General features: G+C 38.3%; 13 protein-coding genes, 1 tRNA gene, 3 rRNA genes and 1 pseudogene. 6 read left to right on the forward strand and 12 right to left on the reverse strand.

Features of this window, described 5'->3' with window-relative positions; genetic code table 11:
- Window positions 1–87 precede the first annotated feature (87 nt).
- Complete coding sequence (gene metN / locus RAM17_RS02325; RefSeq protein WP_110448621.1) at window positions 88–1119, reverse strand: methionine ABC transporter ATP-binding protein MetN; 1032 nt, start codon at window positions 1117–1119, stop codon at window positions 88–90.
- A 118-nt stretch (window positions 1120–1237) separates the two neighbouring features.
- Here metN and gmhB point away from each other — a divergent pair, with 118 nt between their 5' ends.
- The 6 genes from gmhB (at window position 1238) to RAM17_RS02355 (ending at window position 8457) form a co-directional block, all read left to right on the forward strand.
- Window positions 1238–1774, forward strand: a complete 537-nt coding sequence (gene gmhB / locus RAM17_RS02330) for a D-glycero-beta-D-manno-heptose 1,7-bisphosphate 7-phosphatase (RefSeq protein WP_110448620.1) — start codon at window positions 1238–1240, stop codon at window positions 1772–1774.
- 720 nt (window positions 1775–2494) lie between these two features.
- Window positions 2495–4032 (forward strand): 16S ribosomal RNA (locus RAM17_RS02335).
- 53 nt (window positions 4033–4085) lie between these two features.
- Window positions 4086–4161, forward strand: a tRNA-Glu gene (locus RAM17_RS02340).
- A 210-nt stretch (window positions 4162–4371) separates the two neighbouring features.
- Window positions 4372–7269 (forward strand): 23S ribosomal RNA (locus tag RAM17_RS02345).
- 128 nt (window positions 7270–7397) lie between these two features.
- A 5S ribosomal RNA gene (gene rrf, locus RAM17_RS02350) occupies window positions 7398–7513 on the forward strand.
- Together the 16S, 23S and 5S rRNA genes with 1 tRNA gene alongside form the textbook arrangement of a ribosomal RNA operon.
- Before the next feature lie 398 nt (window positions 7514–7911).
- Window positions 7912–8457 (forward strand): NADAR family protein, encoded by a 546-nt coding sequence (locus RAM17_RS02355; protein WP_110448616.1) that lies wholly within the window; start codon window positions 7912–7914, stop codon window positions 8455–8457.
- Window positions 8458–8526: 69 nt separating this feature from the next.
- On the opposite strand, the gene RAM17_RS02360 is transcribed toward RAM17_RS02355, so the two are convergent.
- The 11 genes and pseudogenes from RAM17_RS02360 to RAM17_RS02410 all read right to left on the reverse strand — a co-directional run bounded on the left by RAM17_RS02360 (window position 8527) and on the right by RAM17_RS02410 (window position 23108).
- A complete protein-coding gene (locus RAM17_RS02360; protein ID WP_110448615.1) occupies window positions 8527–9321 on the reverse strand; it encodes an ABC transporter ATP-binding protein in 795 nt (264 codons plus the stop codon).
- Between the two features lie 2 nt (window positions 9322–9323).
- Window positions 9324–10268, reverse strand: a complete 945-nt coding sequence (locus RAM17_RS02365; RefSeq protein ID WP_110448614.1) for an ABC transporter permease — start codon at window positions 10266–10268, stop codon at window positions 9324–9326.
- A gap of 62 nt (window positions 10269–10330) precedes the next feature.
- Window positions 10331–11280: pseudogene (locus RAM17_RS02370) on the reverse strand (ABC transporter substrate-binding protein).
- Window positions 11281–11555: 275 nt separating this feature from the next.
- Window positions 11556–12518, reverse strand: coding sequence for an ABC transporter substrate-binding protein (locus tag RAM17_RS02375; protein WP_065578409.1), 963 nt, complete (start codon window positions 12516–12518; stop codon window positions 11556–11558).
- 118 nt (window positions 12519–12636) lie between these two features.
- A complete protein-coding gene (gene fdhE / locus RAM17_RS02380; RefSeq protein WP_110448613.1) occupies window positions 12637–13545 on the reverse strand; it encodes a formate dehydrogenase accessory protein FdhE in 909 nt (302 codons plus the stop codon).
- Between the two features lie 89 nt (window positions 13546–13634).
- Window positions 13635–14333 (reverse strand): formate dehydrogenase subunit gamma, encoded by a 699-nt coding sequence (locus RAM17_RS02385; RefSeq protein WP_110448612.1) that lies wholly within the window; start codon window positions 14331–14333, stop codon window positions 13635–13637.
- On the reverse strand, window positions 14326–15300 hold the full coding sequence (fdxH, locus tag RAM17_RS02390; protein WP_086358780.1) for a formate dehydrogenase subunit beta: 975 nt from the start codon (window positions 15298–15300) through the stop codon (window positions 14326–14328). The genes RAM17_RS02385 and fdxH overlap by 8 nt, the downstream gene beginning before the upstream one ends.
- Window positions 15301–15315: 15 nt before the next feature.
- Window positions 15316–18384: a formate dehydrogenase-N subunit alpha gene (gene fdnG / locus RAM17_RS02395; protein ID WP_110448611.1), complete on the reverse strand. Its 3069-nt coding sequence runs from the start codon at window positions 18382–18384 to the stop codon at window positions 15316–15318.
- A gap of 293 nt (window positions 18385–18677) precedes the next feature.
- Window positions 18678–21113, reverse strand: coding sequence for a glycerol-3-phosphate 1-O-acyltransferase PlsB (plsB, locus tag RAM17_RS02400; RefSeq protein ID WP_306240623.1), 2436 nt, complete (start codon window positions 21111–21113; stop codon window positions 18678–18680).
- Between the two features lie 334 nt (window positions 21114–21447).
- Complete coding sequence (gene aroD / locus RAM17_RS02405; RefSeq protein WP_110448609.1) at window positions 21448–22212, reverse strand: type I 3-dehydroquinate dehydratase; 765 nt, start codon at window positions 22210–22212, stop codon at window positions 21448–21450.
- Window positions 22213–22235: 23 nt separating this feature from the next.
- Window positions 22236–23108 carry a shikimate dehydrogenase gene (locus tag RAM17_RS02410; RefSeq protein ID WP_110448608.1) on the reverse strand — a complete coding sequence of 291 codons (873 nt, stop codon included), beginning with the start codon at window positions 23106–23108 and terminating at the stop codon, window positions 22236–22238.
- Window positions 23109–23448: the final 340 nt, after the last annotated feature.

Below are 23448 nucleotides of genomic sequence, written 5' to 3' on the forward strand. Positions count from 1 at the left end.
GAGGCGAAAGCAATAAAATCTGACCAAAAATCAAAATGAGATAAATATAATATTAATGATTCAAATGGTTTAAATGATGGAAGAAAATCAAACATAACCTAACACCTCAACTTTAGTATTATTCTTTTCTAAAAACGCAATTGCCGATGCAGTACTTTTTTGTTTGCCTTTCATTTCTGTCAACATTAAACCAAATTTAACACCGCCAGCATAGTCCATCTGAGCGCTAATAATATTACTATCAACTTCAAACTCTTTTGCTATTTGCGATAGTAGTGGTAAATCAACCGAAACTCCTGTGAACTCCATGCGAACCAGCGGATTAAGTCCTTCTTTATGTTCTGGTGTCAGTCTTGCTAAATAGTCATCTGGAATTGTTAGATGCAATGTTGATTGGATAAATTGTCTTGCAATATCCGTTTTTGCATGTGAAAACATCTCGCCAACTGAAGATTGTTCAACTAACTCACCATTACTAATTACTGCTACTTGGTCACAAATCTGTTTAACTACATCCATCTCGTGAGTGATTAATAAAATGGTTAAGCCTAGTTTCTGGTTGATATCTTTTAATAATTCTAAAATAGAACGGGTTGTCTCTGGGTCAAGAGCACTCGTTGCTTCATCACATAATAATACTTTTGGATCACTGGCTAGCGCTCTAGCAATAGCGACGCGTTGTTTTTGCCCACCAGATAAATTAGCTGGATAAACATTCGCTTTTTCACTTAAACCAACAAGATCAATAAGTTCATTTACTTTTTGTTTAATGACTGCTTTAGGTGTTCTATTGAGTTCAAGAGGAAAAGCAATATTATCAAATACCGTTCTAGAAGAAAGTAAATTGAAATGTTGAAAAATCATGCTAATTTTTCGACGAACTTCAATTAACTTTCGATTAGATAAATGGGTGATATCTTGGTTATCAAAAAATATTTTTCCACTTGTTGGTTTTTCTAACAAGTTAACGCAACGTATTAATGTACTTTTACCTGCGCCGGATTTGCCAATCACACCATAAATTTTACCTTCTGGAACATGTAGTGAAATGTCCTTTAAGGCATGAATAGTGGTTTTATTTTGCTCAAATGTTTTTGAGATATGTTCTAATTTTATCATGATATATAACAACAAAAATCTGAATAGATAAATATTAAGACGTCTAGACATCTAAGTCAATCAATAATATCCTATATAAAGTTAGAAAAAAATCCATATAAAAGGAAGATGATTAAACATGAAACCAGCTATATTTTTAGATCGAGATGGGACAATTAATATAGATTATAATTATGTACACACTATTGATAAATTTCACTTTATTGATGGTGTGATTGACGCAATGCAAGAATTGAAAAAGATGGGTTTTCTATTAGTTATTACCACTAATCAATCAGGAATTGCTAGAAATAAATTTACTCAAGAGCAGTTTGATACCTTAACTGAATGGATGGATTGGTCACTACAAGATCGTGGTGTTGATTTAGATGGTGTCTATTATTGTCCTCATGATCCACTAGTGGATGAATGCGACTGTCGCAAACCAAGTCCTGGTATGATTCAATCTGCGGCTAAAGAACTCAATATCGATATAGCAAATTCTTATATGGTTGGTGATAGGGTTTCTGACTTGTTATCAGGGAAACGAGCTGGGGTTAAAAAAACAGTATTAGTTAAAACCGGCGATGAAATAACCGAAGAGGCGTTAGCACAAGCAGATTGGTTAATTGATAGTTTAGCTGATTTACCGAAAAAGATTAAAGCAGAATTATAATAGAACCACAGCGTTTAATTTAAACGCTGTATATTTTTAATAATGGTGAATGATGTGAATGTTAATTCGCAAAATAGCACATTAATTAATAATACTACTATATTCGCTATTCTATTTATGATGAGAGAATAACGAAAACAATAAAAAAGTAAGACTATATAGCTGGATGTTCAAAAGCAAATGGTTATGGATATCGTTATTTAGGCGATAGTTATTTTAAATTTTGCCATCTGATTTTTCTTTTATTAAAGAATTTAACTAACAAAATAAAAATTAAAAAGGTAAAATTGCTACAAAATGTATCATTTTAGTTTGTTTTTAGCTCACCTTGTGTAAAAAAAAGACAAACAAAAATAATTTTGCAATAATCACTTGCCAAAAAAAATGAAGTGCCTATAATGCGCATCCACTGACACGGCGTCAGCGACAAGCAGACAAAACCAGTGTTAGTGAGTAAGATCAAAAATTTTAAAAAAAGATCTTGACGAATGAAAAGGTGTAGCGTAGTATACGCAGCCCTTGAGACAGCAAACTGAAACAAGAAATTGTGAAGTAAATTAAAAAGCTGTCAGCTCTTTAAAAAGAAGAAACAGACAATCTGTGTGGGCACTTGCGAGACGAAAAATTAAAAGTCTACGGACTAAAAAAATTAAGTCTTGATAAGTGACACTGAAGATTCATTTGAATAATGTCAGAGACAGTTATTGAGCATCAAACTTTAAATTGAAGAGTTTGATCATGGCTCAGATTGAACGCTGGCGGCAGGCTTAACACATGCAAGTCGAACGGTAACATGAGTGCTTGCACTTGATGACGAGTGGCGGACGGGTGAGTAAAGTATGGGGATCTGCCGAATGGAGGGGGACAACAGTTGGAAACGACTGCTAATACCGCATAACGTTGAGAGACCAAAGCATGGGACCTTCGGGCCATGCGCCATTTGATGAACCCATATGGGATTAGCTAGTTGGTAGGGTAAAGGCTTACCAAGGCGACGATCTCTAGCTGGTCTGAGAGGATGACCAGCCACACTGGAACTGAGACACGGTCCAGACTCCTACGGGAGGCAGCAGTGGGGAATATTGCACAATGGGGGAAACCCTGATGCAGCCATGCCGCGTGTATGAAGAAGGCCTTCGGGTTGTAAAGTACTTTCGGTAATGAGGAAGGTGATGTATCTAATAGGTGCATCAATTGACGTTAATTACAGAAGAAGCACCGGCTAACTCCGTGCCAGCAGCCGCGGTAATACGGAGGGTGCGAGCGTTAATCGGAATGACTGGGCGTAAAGGGCATGTAGGCGGATAATTAAGTTAGGTGTGAAAGCCCTGGGCTCAACCTAGGAATTGCACTTAAAACTGGTTAACTAGAGTATTGTAGAGGAAGGTAGAATTCCACGTGTAGCGGTGAAATGCGTAGAGATGTGGAGGAATACCGGTGGCGAAGGCGGCCTTCTGGACAGATACTGACGCTGAGATGCGAAAGCGTGGGGAGCAAACAGGATTAGATACCCTGGTAGTCCACGCTGTAAACGATGTCGATTTGGAGTTTGTTGCCTAGAGTGATGGGCTCCGAAGCTAACGCGATAAATCGACCGCCTGGGGAGTACGGCCGCAAGGTTAAAACTCAAATGAATTGACGGGGGCCCGCACAAGCGGTGGAGCATGTGGTTTAATTCGATGCAACGCGAAGAACCTTACCTGGTCTTGACATCCACAGAATCTTGCAGAGATGCGAGAGTGCCTTCGGGAACTGTGAGACAGGTGCTGCATGGCTGTCGTCAGCTCGTGTTGTGAAATGTTGGGTTAAGTCCCGCAACGAGCGCAACCCTTATCCTTTGTTGCCAGCGATTAGGTCGGGAACTCAAAGGAGACTGCCGTTGATAAAGCGGAGGAAGGTGGGGACGACGTCAAGTCATCATGGCCCTTACGACCAGGGCTACACACGTGCTACAATGGCGTATACAAAGGGAGGCGACCTCGCGAGAGCAAGCGGACCTCATAAAGTACGTCTAAGTCCGGATTGGAGTCTGCAACTCGACTCCATGAAGTCGGAATCGCTAGTAATCGTGAATCAGAATGTCACGGTGAATACGTTCCCGGGCCTTGTACACACCGCCCGTCACACCATGGGAGTGGGTTGCACCAGAAGTAGATAGCTTAACCGCAAGGGGGGCGTTTACCACGGTGTGGTCCATGACTGGGGTGAAGTCGTAACAAGGTAACCGTAGGGGAACCTGCGGTTGGATCACCTCCTTACGAAGCGCTCGTAAGTGTTCACACAGATTGTTTGTTTGTCGAAAAATAGTTAAGTCCCCTTCGTCTAGAGGCCTAGGACATCGCCCTTTCACGGCGGTAACAGGGGTTCGAATCCCCTAGGGGACGCCATTAAATGTGATGAAGCTATTTTTAAAAAAAATTATGTTTGTATTTATTTGATATTCGAATGAATAGAAAGATAAAGCTCTTTAACAATTAGGAACAAGCTGAAAGAAACGAGTTCTCGTTTTTATGGCAAGCTGATATATGAAAATATGTTAGATTGAGATAAGAAAGAGAAAAAAGCGTAATTAAAACCAAGACAACTGTGAGTTGTAAGGTTAAGAAATTAAGCGTACACGGTGGATGCCTAGGCAATCAGAGGCGATGAAGGACGTGTTAATCTGCGAAAAGCAACGGTAAGCCGATAAAAGGCGCTATAGCCGTTGATGTCCGAATGGGGAAACCCAGTGTAGGTGACTACACTATCATCTGATGAATACATAGTCAGATGAGGCGAACCGGGAGAACTGAAACATCTAAGTACCCCGAGGAAAAGAAATCAACCGAGATTCCCTAAGTAGCGGCGAGCGAAAGGGGAGTAGCCCAAGCGGGTAGCATAATGTGTTAGTGGAAGCGTCTGGAAAGTCGCACGATAGAGGGTGAAAGTCCCGTACACGAAGATGCGTTATGTGGAAGCTTATAGAGTAGGGCGGGACACGTGATATCCTGTCTGAAGATGGGGGGACCATCCTCCAAGGCTAAATACTCCTGATTGACCGATAGTGAACCAGTACCGTGAGGGAAAGGCGAAAAGAACCCCGGGAGGGGAGTGAAATAGACCCTGAAACCGTGTACGTACAATCAGTGGGAGCTTTACCATTAGGTAATAGTGACTGCGTACCTTTTGTATAATGGGTCAGCGACTTATATTCTGTAGCGAGGTTAACCGAATAGGGGAGCCGAAGGGAAACCGAGTATTAACTGTGCGTTAAGTTGCAGGGTATAGACCCGAAACCCGGTGATCTAGCCATGGGCAGGTTGAAGGTTGGTTAACACTAACTGGAGGACCGAACCGACTAATGTTGAAAAATTAGCGGATGACCTGTGGCTGGGGGTGAAAGGCCAATCAAACCGGGAGATAGCTGGTTCTCCCCGAAAGCTATTTAGGTAGCGCCTCATGAGTAACTGTTGGGGGTAGAGCACTGTTTCGGCTAGGGGGCCATCCCGGCTTACCAACCCGATGCAAACTCCGAATACTGACAAGTTTAATCATGGGAGACACACGGCGGGTGCTAACGTTCGTCGTGAAGAGGGAAACAACCCAGACCGCCAGCTAAGGTCCCAAAGTCATAGTTAAGTGGGAAACGAAGTGGGAAGGCTTAGACAGCTAGGATGTTGGCTTAGAAGCAGCCATCATTTAAAGAAAGCGTAATAGCTCACTAGTCGAGTCGGCCTGCGCGGAAGATGTAACGGGGCTAAAACTATGCACCGAAGCTGCGGCAGCGTATTTAGATACGTTGGGTAGGGGAGCGTTCTGTAAGCCGTAGAAGGTGTATTGTGAGGTATGCTGGAGGTATCAGAAGTGCGAATGCTGACATAAGTAACGATAAAGCGGGTGAAAAGCCCGCTCGCCGGAAGACCAAGGGTTCCTGTCCAACGTTAATCGGGGCAGGGTGAGTCGACCCCTAAGGAGAGGCCGAAGGGCGTATCTGATGGGAAACGGGTTAATATTCCCGTACTGGCTATAACTGCGATGGGGGGACGAAGAAGGCTAGGTTTACCACCTATTGGATGGTGGGTTAAGCGTGTAGGGGTGTGATTAGGCAAATCCGGTCACTGATACTCTGAGGCGTGATGACGAGGCACTAAGGTGCTGAAGTAATTGATGCCCTGCTTCCAGGAAAATCCTCTAAGCTTCAGGTTATAGTTAATCGTACCCGAAACCGACACAGGTGGTCAGGTAGAGAATACTAAGGCGCTTGAGAGAACTCGGGTGAAGGAACTAGGCAAAATGGTGCCGTAACTTCGGGAGAAGGCACGCTGATGGTAATTGAAGTCCCATGCGGATGGAGGTGAAATCAGTCGAAGATACCAGCTGGCTGCAACTGTTTAATAAAAACACAGCACTGTGCAAACACGAAAGTGGACGTATACGGTGTGACGCCTGCCCGGTGCTGGAAGGTTAATTGATGGGGTTATGCGTAAGCAGAAGCTCTTGATCGAAGCCCCAGTAAACGGCGGCCGTAACTATAACGGTCCTAAGGTAGCGAAATTCCTTGTCGGGTAAGTTCCGACCTGCACGAATGGCGTAATGATGGCCAGGCTGTCTCCACCCGAGACTCAGTGAAATTGAAATTGCCGTGAAGATGCGGTGTACCCGTGGCAAGACGGAAAGACCCCGTGAACCTTTACTATAGCTTGACAGTGAACATTGAGCCTTAATGTGTAGGATAGGTGGGAGACTAAGAAGTGTGTACGCCAGTATGCATGGAGTCGACCTTGAAATACCACCCTTTAATGTTTGATGTTCTAACCTATACTTCTGAATCGAGGTAAGGGACACTGTCTGGTGGGTAGTTTGACTGGGGCGGTCTCCTCCCAAAGAGTAACGGAGGAGCACGAAGGTTAGCTAATCCTGGTCGGACATCAGGAGGTTAGTGCAATGGCAAAAGCTAGCTTGACTGCGAGAGTGACGGCTCGAGCAGGTACGAAAGTAGGTCATAGTGATCCGGTGGTTCTGAATGGAAGGGCCATCGCTCAACGGATAAAAGGTACTCCGGGGATAACAGGCTGATACCGCCCAAGAGTTCATATCGACGGCGGTGTTTGGCACCTCGATGTCGGCTCATCACATCCTGGGGCTGAAGTAGGTCCCAAGGGTACGGCTGTTCGCCGTTTAAAGTGGTACGCGAGCTGGGTTTAGAACGTCGTGAGACAGTTCGGTCCCTATCTGCCATGGGCGTAGGAAAATTGAGAGGGTTTGCTTCTAGTACGAGAGGACCGAAGTGAACGCACCGCTGGTGTTCGGGTTGTGATGCCAATTGCATTGCCCGGTAGCTACGTGCGGAATAGATAAGTGCTGAAAGCATCTAAGTACGAAACTAGCCTCGAGATGAGTTTTCCCTGATGAGAATCAGTAAGGTCCGTTTGAGACTAAGACGTAGATAGGTCAGGTGTGTAAGTGTAGTGATACATTGAGCTAACTGATACTAATGAACCGAGAGTCTTAACCTTACAACTCGGAGTTGTTTTGGGTACGCGAAGATAGATTAATAGATAATCGAACAGTTTGTTCCGGATTGATGGATTGTTGTGGATATGAGATAATGCACAGCAATAGAGATAAGAGAAGACAGAATATGTCTGGCGGTAATAGCGCGGTGGTCCCACCTGACCCCATGCCGAACTCAGAAGTGAAACGCCGTAGTGCCGATGGTAGTGTGGGTATTACCCATGTGAGAGTAGGGTGCCGCCAGACTTTTAAATATACGAGCCCAGCAGCGATGCTGGGCTTTTTTGCATTCTAGGATTAATAAATTGTCGCCAATCAGGCGTTGTGAAAAAGTAAAATATCCACATCAATCCTATAAAAACCATCATGGCTAAAAAATTCTTAGTATAAGTTGATGTGATAATACTATTGTAGATAGTCAAATAATTTCTATACAACGCCCAACGCTTATCACAAAAATATAACGTTATATTTCTTTTACATATCATACATAATCTTAAATACTTCTTATCGGCATCATTATTTTTGTTATATGAATGGTATACAGTTCTTTACTATTAAAAAAAAATATTTTTTACTAATACAATATTGGTATTTGATGGAAATACATATAACATATTCATCAGTGATGATAAGGAATTTATATGGATTTATTGCAATTACGCCAGCAATATAAAAGTGGTAAACGGTATAAATATATATACTTTTGGGGACATGTAGAAAAGCAACCTTCTATCATAACAAAGAGTTGTTTTAGCCAATGGTATCCAAGTCGTTTTGAAGTTGATAATATTTACTATCCAACTGCAGAACATTATATGATGGCTGAGAAAGCAAGATTATTCGGTGATGAGCAAATATTATCAAAAATACTTACTGCTAATTCTCCTGGATTAGCAAAGGCATTAGGGCGTCAAGTAAAAGGATTCATACCGGATATTTGGGATGAACACTGCTTTAATATTGTCATAAATGGTAATTATGCTAAGTTTTCACAGAATCCAAAGTTGACGGATTTTATATTATCAACCAAACAAAGAATATTAGTAGAAGCAAGTCCAGTTGATAAAATATGGGGCATAGGATTGTCTCAGGATGATCCTAATATTGATAATCCGCTAATGTGGTGTGGAAAAAATTTGCTTGGATTTGCTTTAATGAATGTTCGCCAACAATTACAAGAAAAATAATGAATTATTTAAACGAATCTTGTTGGATAAGAAGCAATATTCAGCTATTAAATATTGCTTCTTGATTTATTAACCTAATAATAAGGCATCGTCAGTTACTTTTTCACCACGGGTTTTTTCAAACATATCTAATAAATCTGTGACTGTTAGCTTATCTCGTTGTTCTCCTGACACATCAAGTACTACTTGTCCTTGATGTAGCATCACTGTTCTTGTGCCATATTCTAATGCTTGTTTCATTGAATGAGTCACCATCATAGTGGTTAATTGGTTTTTCTGAACAATTTCATTAGTCAGCTCCAAAACAAATTGTGCTGTTTTGGGATCGAGAGCTGCGGTATGTTCATCAAGTAATAATATCTTGGATGGTTGTAATGTTGACATGAGTAGGCTAACTGCTTGTCTTTGTCCACCAGAAAGCAAGCCCATCATATCTGATAGTCTATTTTCTAAACCTAAATTTAGCGTTGCTAGTTTCTCTTTAAATAGAGCACGCAGTCTACGATTTAAAGCTGGTCGTAAAGTAAAATTATTACCACGGTTGTAAGCGATAGCTAAATTTTCTTCTATGGTTAGGTTTTCACACGTTCCGACCATTGGATCTTGGAATACTCGTGCCACCATTCCAGCTCTTTTCCAAGCTGGCCAGCGTGTAACACTTTTATTATTGATGATAATATGGCCAGAATCAACAATCAGATCACCACTAATGACATTAAGTAATGAACTTTTTCCTGCACCATTACTACCAATAATAGTAACAAATTCCCCTTTTTTGATATTGAGATTCAAACCACGTAATACATGATTTTCAATTGGCGTTCCTTTATTAAACGTCAATTGTAATTGTCCTACTTTAATCATGCTTACTTACCTCTTTTTTTAGAATATTTTTTTAGTTGTTTTGGTAATACTAATGCCAATACAACCAATATTGCCGTAATAAGATTTAGGTCTTCAGTACCTACACCAATTTCTTGTAAGAATTCATTACTGAGTGCGAAAGCGATAAATAACCGATATAAGATTGCGCCAAAAATAACTGCAATCATAACTGCCCAGATGCGTTTTGTTGGGAATATACTTTCACCAATAATAATTGAAGCAAGACCGATAACAATGGTACCAACTCCAATAGTGATATCGGCACCACCTTGTGTTTGCACGAATAATGAACCACCTAGAGCGATTAATCCGTTTGATATTGCCATCCCTAAAATAGTGATCGCACCAGTTGGAATGCCTTGAGATTTTGCCATTCGTTGATTAGTACCGGTTGCTCTTAGTGCTAATCCAACTTGAGTATTTAGAAATAGATTAAGTAGCAGCCAAAAAACTATAACAAACGCTAAAATTATCATAGGTTGTACTAGATATTGATTGCTGTAATCTTCAGCCATAAATGGTGAAAAAATAGTTTTTGCATCTAGCAATGATAAATTAGGCGATCCTGCCATTCTTGGGGTTTCGTCCATAATATATGGGCCTATCCCTAAAATTCTTAAGTTAATAGAATATAGACCTATCATTACAATAATACTGGATAGTAATTGCAATATATTAAGTTTAACATAGAGTAGTCCAGTCATTGCACCTGCAATACAACCAGCAAACATACCTAAAAATGTTGCTATCCATGGATCAATACCAACGTACATGCATAATCCACATACTGCACCACCAAGTGGAAAACTAGCATCAGCAGTTAGATCGGGGAAATCAAGTAATCTAAATGAGATAAACACACCCAAACTAACTAATGCGTAAATAAGTCCTATTCCAATTGAGCCTAATAAAAATTCAAATGACATGAAAAAATCCACTAAAAAAGTAACCGCCAAATTTGGCGGTTTAGTTATTAAAACGGTTTAAATTATTTTTCGACGACTTTTGCCGCTGATTTTAATACTTCTTCCGATAGCGTTACACCTTGACGTTCAGCAGCTTTCTTATTAATTGTTAACTGTGTGATATTGCCAACTTGTGGTGCAATATCACCTGCTTTTCACCGTTAAGAATTCGAATAACAATTTTACCAGCTTGACGGCCAAGATCATAATAACTCATTCCTAAAGCGGCAATCGCGCCTCGTTCAGCTGAATCAGGATCAGATGCTACTAGTGGAATTTTGTTTTCATTGGCAACTTTAGCTAAAGCTTCGTAGGCCGAAACGACGTTATTATCGGTTGTTGTATAAATCAGATCAACTTTTCCTTTTAAACTTCTTGCTGCAGTTGAAATGTCAGAGGTTCGTTGTGCTGGTGCAGCGATGATTTTCATGCTACGTTTTTCAAGTGCAACTTGTAATTCTTTAAGTACAATTGTTGAATTAACTTCACTAGGACTGTAAACATAACCGATATTTTTTGCATCTGGTTTGATTTTTAACATCATATCGATTTGTGATTCTAATGATAAAGCATCGGAAACCCCGGTTACATTTGTTTTAGATGCTTCCCAACTTGGCGTCAATTTAGCTGCAACTGGATCTGTCACAGCAGTAAAAACGATAGGGATTAATTTAGTGGTAGCAACTAACGCTTGGGTACTTGGTGTAGCAATCCCTACGATAGCATCTGGTTTATTGGCAACAAATTGTTTAGCGATTTGGGCAGCATTAGCGCTACTACCTTGGGCACTAGCAAATTGCAATTTTAGGTTTTCACCAGCAATATAGCCATTATCTTTTAACTCATCTTCAACACCTTTACGGACATTATCTAAGGCAGGATGTTCGACAATAGCGGTGATAGCAACAAATTTTTGTTCGGTTTTATTATCTGCAGATGAAAAAAATGTTACTGCGGATAAACTGAGTAACATAAAAAGTTTGATTATTGAATTTCGCATTTGCTACTCCTGTAATATTTATTTTACATTCAATCTAAATATTTGCTTACTATAAAGCAAAATCGGACAATTTTCTATAGTTAAAAGAAAGTATATGTGTAAATTATTTGTTACAGTTTGTGTTATTTTTGTCGAAATAAATGCGTTATTTACCAATAAACGATAGTAATAATTTTTGAGGAGAGGGGTTTTTAAAACCTTGCTCATTTCAATGAGCAAGGGATTTGATGATTATTTAAGATAAGGATTTATTTTTGACCGATAACTTTATAGGCTGATTCGATAACATCTGCTGATAAATCAATGCCTTGCTTCTTAGCGGCATCAATATTGACCACCAAACGTAATGCTTGACCTATTTCTGGCGTAATATTTCCTGGTGCTTCACCATTTAAAACTCTTACCACAAGTTTGCCTGATTGGCGGCCAACATCGTAATAACTCATACCATAAGCGGCAACTGCACCACGTTCAATTGCATCGGGGAATGATGCTAACAGAGGTATTTTATTTTCGTTGGCAAATTTAACTAGTGATTCATAAGCCGAAACAACATTGTTATCTGTTGTCGTATAAATAAGATCAACTTTTCCTTTAAGTGTATTGGCCGCAGTTGAGATATCTGCGGTACGTTGAGCCGGTACCGCTATTAATGATATATTTTGTTGGCTAAGTTGCTGTTGTAGGTTTTTTAGCACTACAGTTGAGTTAATTTCACTAGGACTATAAATATAACCTACAGCTTTTACATTAGGTACAATTTTCTTCATAAACTCAATTTGAGGGCCTATTTCTTGATAATCTGAAACGCCTGTAACATTGTTATGTGTTGGTTCCCAGTTTTTGATTAATTTAGCTGCAATTGGATCGGTAATTCCAGCAAAGACGACTGGGATTTGTTTGGTCGCGGCAACCGTTGCTTGGGCACTTGGTGTCGCTATAGCGACGATAACATCAGGTTTAGCTGCGACAAATTGGCGTGCAATTTGTGCGGCTGTAGCACTACTACCTTGGGCACTTCGATATTGTACCTGTAAGTTTTCATTCAATTTAAAACCACTTGCGATTAACTCGTCTTTTACCCCATCACGGATTTGATCTAATGAAGGATGTTCAACAATTGCTGTTATCGCAACATTTTTTATGGTATCAGCTAAACAGGAAAATGATGTAATTACTAACATCACTATCAATAATAAATAACGTTTCATTATCAAGAACTCATAAACTAGTACAGTGATATTATTTTAGTCTTAATAATTTAAAATGTTAAGTAATATTTTTATAATTAATTATTATAAAAAGATAAAATGTTCCTAATTGAAAATTTTATTTTTGTGCAAAAACAAATGGGTTTATCCCACTTTTTGCGAATCCTTCTTCTTCTGTTTTTATATCTAAGATTAATGATGCTACATCATCGGCAATAACTTCTATGTGAGGATCTTTATCTTGATCTAAAATTTTCAGATAGCTATGACAGGCATCACAACATTCAGTTTTTATTGCTGCCATTTCGTTATCTAATGAGAAATATTGGATATCTTGAATATTATCGCAACTAGTACATTTTATCCGTGGTACATACCATTCGCTTTCACACAAACTACAATGAAGGTATCTTAAACCATTATTACCGCCAAGTTGAATCACACTAGCAACCGGTAGGCTATTACAAACAGGGCATAGCCAACTTTGATCAGTATTTTCAGCGACTGCTTTTCCTTTAATTTGATTAGCCAGTTGACTGTAATAAACCGATAATGCAGACCAAATAAATATAGATTCGTTGCCTTCGACTAGATCAAATTTACCTTGTAGTAAACTAATTGCTTTTTCTTGAAGTTGTTCAGGATTATTTTGTTTTAATCGTTGAATTACGGCATCGATTTGTTCGCTGGTATCGGAAAAAGAATTTAATAGTTCAGATAAATAATCTTGCCAAATATCATTTAATGGTAAATTCTCTAAACTTAATGGCGCTAAGTCATTATTGAGTAAATTTGGTGCTTCAATAGTGTTTTGTTGGTTAATTAATTTGGCTTGTTGCTCTGCTATTTTTGCACAAAATAGTAAATAATCGCTTAATGGGTTATTTTCGGCTAAAGTTTTTAAACGTGCCGCGCGGTGAATATAAAGTGTTTTCGTTGATGGATAAAATAGCAATGGGATCTGCCTAATTACTGAGCTTATATTTTGTTGTTCGAGTTGTTCTTGCGAAATGATTTTTATACTCATTATTGATTACCACTTTGAGGTTTTATCCAGAATTGATTTAGCCATTTAGCTAATCTGCTGATTAATATCAGCAGATCTACTATTAGACTTTATAAAGCAGGTTTTTGCTCAGTTTGCGATGATTGTTCAACCTTAGTTTCACTTTCGGCATTAAGTTCTTGCTGATAAACTTTTTTCATTTCTTCTTCGTACCATGATGAATGATTTTTAAGCGCCCAAGCTCGAGAAACATAGCCAGTTATCATACCTTTTATTGAACCTTTTACCCAAAGTGCCATATAAGCATGGCCAATGGCTAATAAAATAAGACATATAGCTGCAAAAGAATGTAAAAATATGGCAATACGGACTATTTGAATTGGGAAGTAATCGGAAACGTAGCGACGCCACATAATTAAGCCTGTGACAAATAATACAAAGATCAGACTCATAATGCACCAGAATAGAAATTTCTGACCAACATTATATTTACCGATCGGAATACCTTCTTCTTTACCCATAATGACGTGTTTAAAGTTTTTAATCCATAACAGATCATTTTTATTTGGAATATTATGATGTGCGAGTTTTATAAACATAAACATTAATAAAACGAATACGACACAACCAATGATTGGATGCAACGCTCTAACTAGTTGTGGTGTACCAAGAAATAATCCAAATAGCTTAATGGATGGAAAAAACAGGGACAAACCAGATAGTGCCGTTAGAATAAACAAACAGACCATACACCAATGACAGAAACGTACAATAAGTGGTGTTCTTAATATCATTCCTTTTTTATTCATGATGAGCCTCCGTTTGCGACGAATTAGGCGTATTTTTTCGGCCAAAAATAGGCAATCCTAAACGTTTCCTTGCTTGTTTATCTGCTTCTTTTTCATGTTCTATATCTTCTTCATCGACTTCAATAGCACCGACACCCATATAATGGAACAGCAATCCACCAAAAGTAGCGACAAAAGCCGCGGCTGATAGTGGCTTCCAAGCACCTTTCCAGAATTTAACAATTTCACTAATTTGTGGGTCTTTTGGTAAGCCATGATAAAGTTCAGGTTGATCGGCATGATGTAAAACATACATAACATGTGTGCCACCCACACCTTCTGGATTATAGAGACCAGCGTGTTCAAATCCACGTTTTTTCAAATCAGTAATTCGATGCTCGGCATGACGAATCATATCTTGTTTGGTGCCAAAATGAATCGCTCCCGTTGGGCAAGTTTTTACACAGGCTGGCTCTTGGCCAACTGCGACGCGATCAACACATAAGGTACATTTATAAGAGTGATTATCTTCTTTACTAATTCTAGGAATATTAAATGGACAGCCGGCCACACAATATCCACATCCAATACAGTGTTCCGATTGAAAATCAACAATACCATTAGCGTATTGAATAATCGCCCCTTCCGACGGACACGCTTTTAGACAGCCAGGATCTGAACAGTGCATACAACCATCTTTACGAATAAGCCATTCAAATTTGCCATTAATTTCAACTTCTGAATAGCGCATAACGGTCCATGCTTTAGGTTCTAAGTCGGCAGGGTTGTCATAAACACCGACGCTATTACCTATTTCGGCACGCAGATCATTCCATTCGCTACAAGCGACTTGGCAAGCTTTACAACCGATACAGGTAGTTACATCAATTAACTTGGCAACTTCCTGCTGATAATCTCGTACCCGAGGTGCAGGGGTTAAAGCGTTAGTTGCTGAGCGGCGAATAATATCTTGAGTTTGTAATGACATAATTTATCCTCCCTCTTATGCCGCTGTAGTAACTTTTTCGATATTAACTAAAAAAGATTTATATTCTGGTGTTTGTGAATTAGCATCACCTAAATGAGGTGTTAATTCATTAACCAAAAAGCCTTTTTTCGTTTGCCCAGTGAATCCCCATACAATTGGAATTCCTATGGTTTCGATCTCTTTACCATCAACAGTCAAAGTTGGTAAACGTTTTGTCACAACTGCTTTCGCTTTGATATAACCTCGATAAGAGGTAACTTTTACCGTATCGCCTAATTTTATGCCTTTCTTATTGGCAAGATTTTCACTTAATTCAATAAATTGTTCTGGTTGTGTTATTGATGCTAGTCTTGCATGTTGAGTCCAGAAATGGAAATGTTCAGTGATACTATAAGTTGTGCCGACATAAGGAAACTCGTCTGCTTTACCCAAACGTGCAAGATCTTCTTTAAATGCTCTAGCAACAGGATTATTCACCTGTTTAGGATGCATTGGATTATTGGAAATTGGTGTTTCAAATGGCTCATAATGTTCAGGGAATGGGCCATCAACCAAACGATTTAAGCAGAATAATCCACCTAAACCATCATTATTCATGATAAATGCACCAGCACCAGAGCTTGGTGATAATGTACCTGTAAAGTCAGCGATATCATTACCATCCCAATTTGTACCGTTCCACTTGATTAATACTCGATTTGGATCCCATGGTTTACCATTTTCGTCGGCAGAGGCGCGGTTATACAGCACTCGTCGATTCATTGGCCATGCCCATGCCCAGCCCGCATGGATACCTTTACCGGATGGATCACTAGGATCTCGGCGTGCCATTAGGTTACCTTGTTCAGTCCAAGAACCACAGAATATCCAGATCCCTGATGAGGTGGAGCCGTCAGCTTTTAATTGTGAAAAACCACTTAATAGTTGGCCTTTCTTCAAAATAATATTGCCATTATCATCAGTTAAGTTAGTTAATGCTCGACCATTACACTCTTTAGCTAGTTCTTCAGCCGATGGACCTTCTGGATCTAGATAATCCCAGCTTAAATTGTTAATTGGTTCGTGATAAGCACCACCTTCTTCTTCATAAAGCTCTTTAATTCTTAAGTAAATGCGGGCAATAATCTCTGGATCATAAAGTGATTCGTAAGGTGGTCTTGCTGCTGCCCAGTGCCATTGTAATAAACGTGATGAGTTAACAATTGTTCCGTTTTCTTCAGCAAAGCAGTTTGCAGGAAGCCTAAATACCTCTGTTTGAATTTTGCTTGGATCAACATCATTTGATTCGCCATGATTTTTCCAAAACTCAGCTGTTTCGGTTGGCATTGGATCAATGCTAACTAAAAATTTAAGCTTAGATAGTCCATCACGAATACTGTTTTTATCAGGCAGTGCTGCTAATGGGTTGAAACCTTGGCAAATAAAACCATTAGCTTGACCATCACGCATCATTTTGCTGAATCTTAAAACATCATAGGTTTTATCCCATTTTGGTAACCAATCAAATCCCCAATTGTTATCTTGAGTGGCATTCTCGCCGTACATCGCTTTCATAAAGCTAACAAAGAATTTCGGGTAATTACCCCAAAAATTGACCTCATTTGGACCGAGTGGTTTAGGGGTTTTTTCTGTTAGATATTGCTCAAGTGAAGTTTGCGATTCTTTTGGTAAGTCAAGATAAGCAGGCAAACGATTAGACAGTAAACCAACATCTGTTAATCCTTGAATATTGGAGTGACCGCGAAGCGCATTTATACCGCCACCCATGACACCAATATTACCAAGAATCAATTGTATCATTGCCGCGGTACGAATAATTTGCGAACCATAAGTATGTTGAGTCCAACCTAAAGCATATAAGAAAGTTGCTGCACGATCGTTGGTTTTGGTACTAGCAAGAGATCGACAAACATGTAAAAAACCGTCTATTGGACTACCGGTTATTTGATTCACCACTTCTGGTGTATAACGACTAACGTGTTGTTTTAATAAATTCCATACACAACGTGGATGACTTAGTGTTTTATCTCTTAATGCATAACCCTTTTCATCTTTTTGATATGCCCAGCTGGTTTGATCGTATTGGCGGTTAGCGGCATCATAACCACTAAATAAACCACTATTTGTATCGAAGTTAAAATCATCACGGACAATTAAACTGGCATTAGAGTGGGTAACTAGATATTCAAAGTTTACTTCGTTATGTGAGATAAGGTAGTTAATAATGCCAAGTAAAAAAGCAATGTCAGAACCAGCACGAATTGGTACATAATGATCGGCGACGGAGGCAGTTCGATGAAAACGTGGATCAATTGCAATCAGTTCCGCACCGTTAGTAATTTTAGCTTCAATAGCCCATTTAAATCCAACAGGGTGGGCTTCCGCTGCATTACCCCCCATAACGATAACAACATTAGCATTTTTGATATCATTCCAATTATTGGTCATCGCGCCTCGACCGAATGTCGCAGCTAAGCTAGAAACAGAAGGACCATGACAAACCCTAGCTTGGGTTTCGAGGCTTAACATTCCTAATGAACGAGCAACTTTAAACGCTAACCAACCAGTTTCATTACTTGCTGCTGAGGTAACCAACCAGCCGGTTGTTGTCCAGCGATTAACTGTCGTACCTTGTGCATTTTTTTCTTGAAAGTTTTTATCTCGGTCAGCTTTCATGAGTCGTGCAATGCGATCAATTGCTTCATCCCAACTAATCCGTTGCCATTTATCAGAACCAGGAGCACGATATTCAGGATATTTAACCCGTTGTTCGCTTTTAATATAATCAAGTACTCCAGCTCCTTTCGGACAAAGAGAGCCACGGCTAACAGGATGGTCAGGGTCACCTTCGATATGAAAAATAGATGATTCGGCATTTTTTGCTCCATCTCCTCGGCTATAGAGGAGCATTCCACATCCAACGGAGCAGTAAGTACAATTGTTTCGCGTCTCTTTTGATTTTAATAATTTATATTGGCGAGTTTGTGCAAGAGCTATGCTCGGGGCAAGACCCAGCGTAGCTACTGTGGTTCCTGCCATGCCACCAGCACAGATCTTAAAGAACTGTCTACGGTTAAATAGCATATGAACTCCTTAAAAAGCTGACATTACATTATTTAGATTGTTATGTTGGAATGGATAAACATCCTTATTAATTGTAATGATAATATTTAATTGAATGGAAATAAAGGGATAAATATTCAAAAGTTTGATATATGTCAAAAATAGCGTTTGCTATTTAATTGTTTTAGGGTTTTATTTAGATATAAATATATTGTTAGTGAAATTAATTAAGTGAAAAAATTGTTTAAATTAATGATTATAAATGCAGTATATTTGGCTTACTGATAATAATCAAGTAAGCCTTAACCAATTTATTATTTTGGATTAATTTCGTCGATGGTTTGCATTACACGAGTGGTAATAAGAGGTTTAAGAATTTTATTCATGATTTCGATTTTCGCTAAATTAGCATCACCTTTATCATCTAAATAACCTTGTTCTCTTAGTGAAGCAACCAATGTTGAAAAGACGCCTTTATCGAAAAATTCTGGTGCATTAATACCATGAAGTATCGATAAACGTTCTGCTATTAATCGCCCTTCTTTTTCCAAACTTGCTCGGCTGATGGTTGGATCTTTTTGCAATAATGAAAATGCAATGACATAGCGTTGTAATGTATCTTTTGAGGATGATGCCAATAGCTGTAAACCTGACATTTTTAAGTAGTTCAAGGTTAATTTGTCTGGCGTGTAACTGATTAGATTCAATTCAGCATAAGTTGCAATAATTTTATTCACATACTCAGTTAGTTGTTCATCATTGTGATATAAAAATAGTTCTGATTTTATTAATGGGAACAGCAGTTTGACTTGCATAAGTACTTCATCAAGCGAAATACGGTTATTTTTAAGCAAAATTCGCGCGACAATTGCTGGAATGATCAGTAAATGCTGAATGTTATTACGATAATAGGTCATCAATACTGCTTGATCGGCTGTTAAACCTACCATTTCACCAACTTCATCCGTGGTAATGACAAATTTGCCCATCTCTTTAGCATGTTCGAACATCTGTTCAGCAGTTTGATCAGGAATGGTAATTAAGTCGGAATAAGGAATGTTTTTTAATAATTTTAAGAGATAATCAATATTTTCTAATAATTTTACTTTGGTTAATGTACATTGGTCAGCAGCTAACAATATTGAACAACATAAATTCATCGCATTAATTGCAGCAGATGAATTTATGTGTTCCATTATTTGTGTAGCCAGCAGGTTAGTTGTGGGTGTTAACCAGCTAGGGCGTTGTGTTCCTGTTGGATCAATCGCATCTCGCCAATCGGGAATTTGTTGATTTAAAAATTGATTTAAAGGGATAGGATCACCAAAGTTAACATAACCAAATCCTAATTTTTTCAATTTTAAAAATGCTTTAATTGTACGCCACAAGCTCTCTTTTTCTTTTTTTGCGCCACGAAGTTCATTGGCATAAGTGGCAACTTCTAAAACATGTTCATAACCAATATAAACAGGAACGATTGTGATTGGCCGAGGATCACCACGCAATAAAGTCTGGACTGTCATCATTAACATTCCTGTTTTAGGATCAAGTAACCTACCTGTGCGTGATCGACCACCCTCAATGAAATACTCGACCGCATAACCTCGGATAAATAACTCAGCTAAATACTCCCGAAATACAGCGGTATAAAGTTTATTACCTTTAAATGAACGGCGAATAAAAAATGCCCCTAAGCGCCTAAAAATAGGGCCTGCTGGCCAGAAGTTTAAATTAATACCTGCAGCAATATGTGGTGGCACCAGTCCTTGTCGATAAAGTACATAAGATAGTAATAAGTAATCCATATGACTGCGATGACATGGCGCATAGACAATTTCATGGCCATTTTCAGCTAATTCTCGAACTGGGTCAGCATTAGTAACTTTTAGACCTTGATAAAGTCTATTCCATGCCCAAGTCAGAACAAAATCAGTCACTCTAAGCATGCGGTAAGAAAAATTAGCTGCAATTTCGTTTAATAATGATAGGGCATTCTTTTTGGCTTTATCCTGATCTATTTTTTTGCTTTTAGCTTCTTCTTGTATAGCTTCGGCAAGGGCAGGATTAGTTAGTAATTTGTTAAGCATCTCCTGACGAATAGGTAACTTCGGACCAACAGAGGCAGCCCTTTGTTTAGCAAAGTGTATGCGTGCGACTCGAGCAAGTTTGTGGGCTAAAACAGAGATATCTTGATTATCGTCAACCTTAATATTTTTAAATGATACCGTTCGAGAGAATCGAGTATAACAGTCGCGGCCAGAAATTAAGATTTTATAAAGTTTATACGTTGCGCCCAAAACTTGTAGTGAAGGCATTTTTTTACCTTCTTTATCTGGTTTTCGCCCGAACATAACGGAAACTGGCAACATTTGCACATCTAGTTCATCATTTTGTTGATGCGCTGAGATATATTCCCTTAAAATTTCAATTGATTTATTTTTTTGTTTTTTAGAGGCAAAAATACCCGGCCCTTTATCAATATAAATATAAGCAGGAATAGTATTACCATTAATATCAATGCCTAGTAAAGGATCTGGCAAATCATATTTAAGACAAAGTGATCTCACTACCATTAAGTCAATTTGCGAATTATAAGGTAGCACATACAAAATTGGTCGATGGATATCGAGATCCAATTCAGTAATAGGATCGGTAGGAATTGGTTTACTTTTAACAAAAAGCTTAACAGGGATCTGAATTAGTGAAAAATAAACTTTTGTCCACCAAGAAAACATAAAAATAAACCTCATATTTTGTGGCTAATTATATAATTAAATCATTGTTAGCCATTCGTTTATCGACTGACTTGTCGATGCATAAATTGCAAATTTATATTGTTATTTTACTTTTTAACAATAAACATTAATCCAAGTATATATGTGTTATTGTCTAACTGTTAGTTAATTTGCATAATCTTTCAGCTAGATTGTTTTAATTTATAGATGCCTATGCCTACCCATTATAAAGACATATTAATAGCAACACTATATAGTTTATTGAAATTAAGTTATCACAATGGTTGTATTAATGAGCGAAAACTAGCCATCACAATCCAGTTTAAATCGTGATGGCATCAGTTTATTATCAAGCTTTGCTTTGATACATTACATCTAAAATGTAACGTAATTGTTTAACATCGAGTTGACCTGGAGCTGAGGCGTTTTTGGCAGCACCAAATGTCATGGCTGAACCAAAGGTTGTCCCTGCAATGCGGCTGATTGCACCAAGACCGGCCATTGACATGGTAATAATTGGTTGTGTAGCAAATTTTTCATTCATTTCGCTGGTTGCGGCAAGTAATGTTAATACATCATTAGTATTTTGTGGCATCACGGCAATTTTAGGAATATCTGCACCTAAGTCTTGCATTTTTCTTAATCGATAGACAATATCACTTTGTGATGGTGTTTTTTCAAAGTCATGGTTTGAGGCAACCACGAATACGTTATTTTTATGCGCAATATCGATAATTTCTTTTACATTGTCATCGCCAATAAAGACTTCAACATCAATTAAATCAACTAAGCCACTGCTTGCCATTGCTTTATTTAGTTGCATATAAGCATCTAATGGCCATGGTTTTACGCCACCTTCATTTGCGGTACGGAAAGTAAATAAAATTGGTTTATTGGGCAATAAGGTCGCTATTTTTTGTGCTATGGATTTGACTGCATCAATATTATCAACTTGCGTAAAGTGGTCAACTCGCCATTCTAAAACGTCAAAATCAATAGTTTGTAAAAACTTTACCTCATCAATGAGTTCATCTTCAGTTTTTCCAATAATTGGCACAATTATTTTTGGAGTACCTTTACCTATCTCAAGCTGTTTAACTGTTACTATATTCATTTTATTTCCTGTTCACCACAAAATTAATCATTAAATCCCATTTGTTCTTTGACATAATCAATTGGTGCATCTTCGCCTGTCCAAATTTTTATTTGTGCCGCTCCTTGCCATAGCATCATACCGATGCCATTGAGTGTTTTACATCCTTGTTGTTCGGCCATTTCTAATAGCTTAGTTTTGCGTGGGCTATAAATACAATCTGTAACAACGAGATCTGATCGCAAGATTGTTGGATCGGTAATTAAACTTTGCCCTTCTAATGGTTTCATTCCTACACCAGTGGCATTACAAAGTACATCACTATCAGCAATTTGTTTTCTTAGCTCATTCTCATCAGCTAGATCGGTAATATGTACTTTACATTTTGTCTGTTCATTTAATTTTTTTATTACCGATTCTATCTTTGTATAGCACTCATCTTTCTGATTAAAAATAGCAATTTCTTTTACACCATCAAGAGCTGCTTGTACGGCAATTGCGGTTGCCGCACCTCCGGCACCGAGAACGGTTATTTTTTTATCTAGCATATTAATGCCAGCTTCTGCTAGCATACGCATATAGCCTATGCCGTCAGTGTTATAACCAGTCAATACGCCATTATCATTTGAAATGGTATTACAGGCACCACTCATTTCTACCGCAGGTGTTAATTTATCAAGGTATTGGCAAACAAGTTGTTTATTGGGCATTGAAATAGCACTACCTCGTAACCCAAGCGCTCGTAAACCTTTTATTGCATCGGGTAGCTTTAGTTGATCGACTTCAAATGCTAAATAAATAAATGGAATATTTAATTTAGAGTAAATGGTATTTTGCATTTGCGGTGATAAACTATGACGAATCGGATAAGCCATTAAACCAATCAATAGAAAATGACCATCAATATTACTTCTCATTTGAAATTCTCCGTAACTAATCTAAATTTTGTCCAAAACTGATCATATACCATGATGTTTGTATATATTAACTTTGTTTAGCCAAAAAGCTGGCAATTTAGACCTTAGCTTATTTAATTCAATAGGATAATTATTTAATTGTAATTTCAGTTTTGCTATTGCTTTTATAATGACACGAGATCAAGTGTGCTACAACCTAAAGATATAACAATATTATTTGTTTTATTGATTCATATTTTAACATGGTCAGTTAATTGGTGATTAAAAAAGGCTTTATGCGAGTAAGCGTATACTAACAATTGCACTTTAAATAGCTATCGCCTAGAATAACCACCTTTAT

It is taken from the genome of Gilliamella apis (genome assembly GCF_030758615.1).
Classification (GTDB): domain Bacteria; phylum Pseudomonadota; class Gammaproteobacteria; order Enterobacterales; family Orbaceae; genus Gilliamella; species Gilliamella apis_A.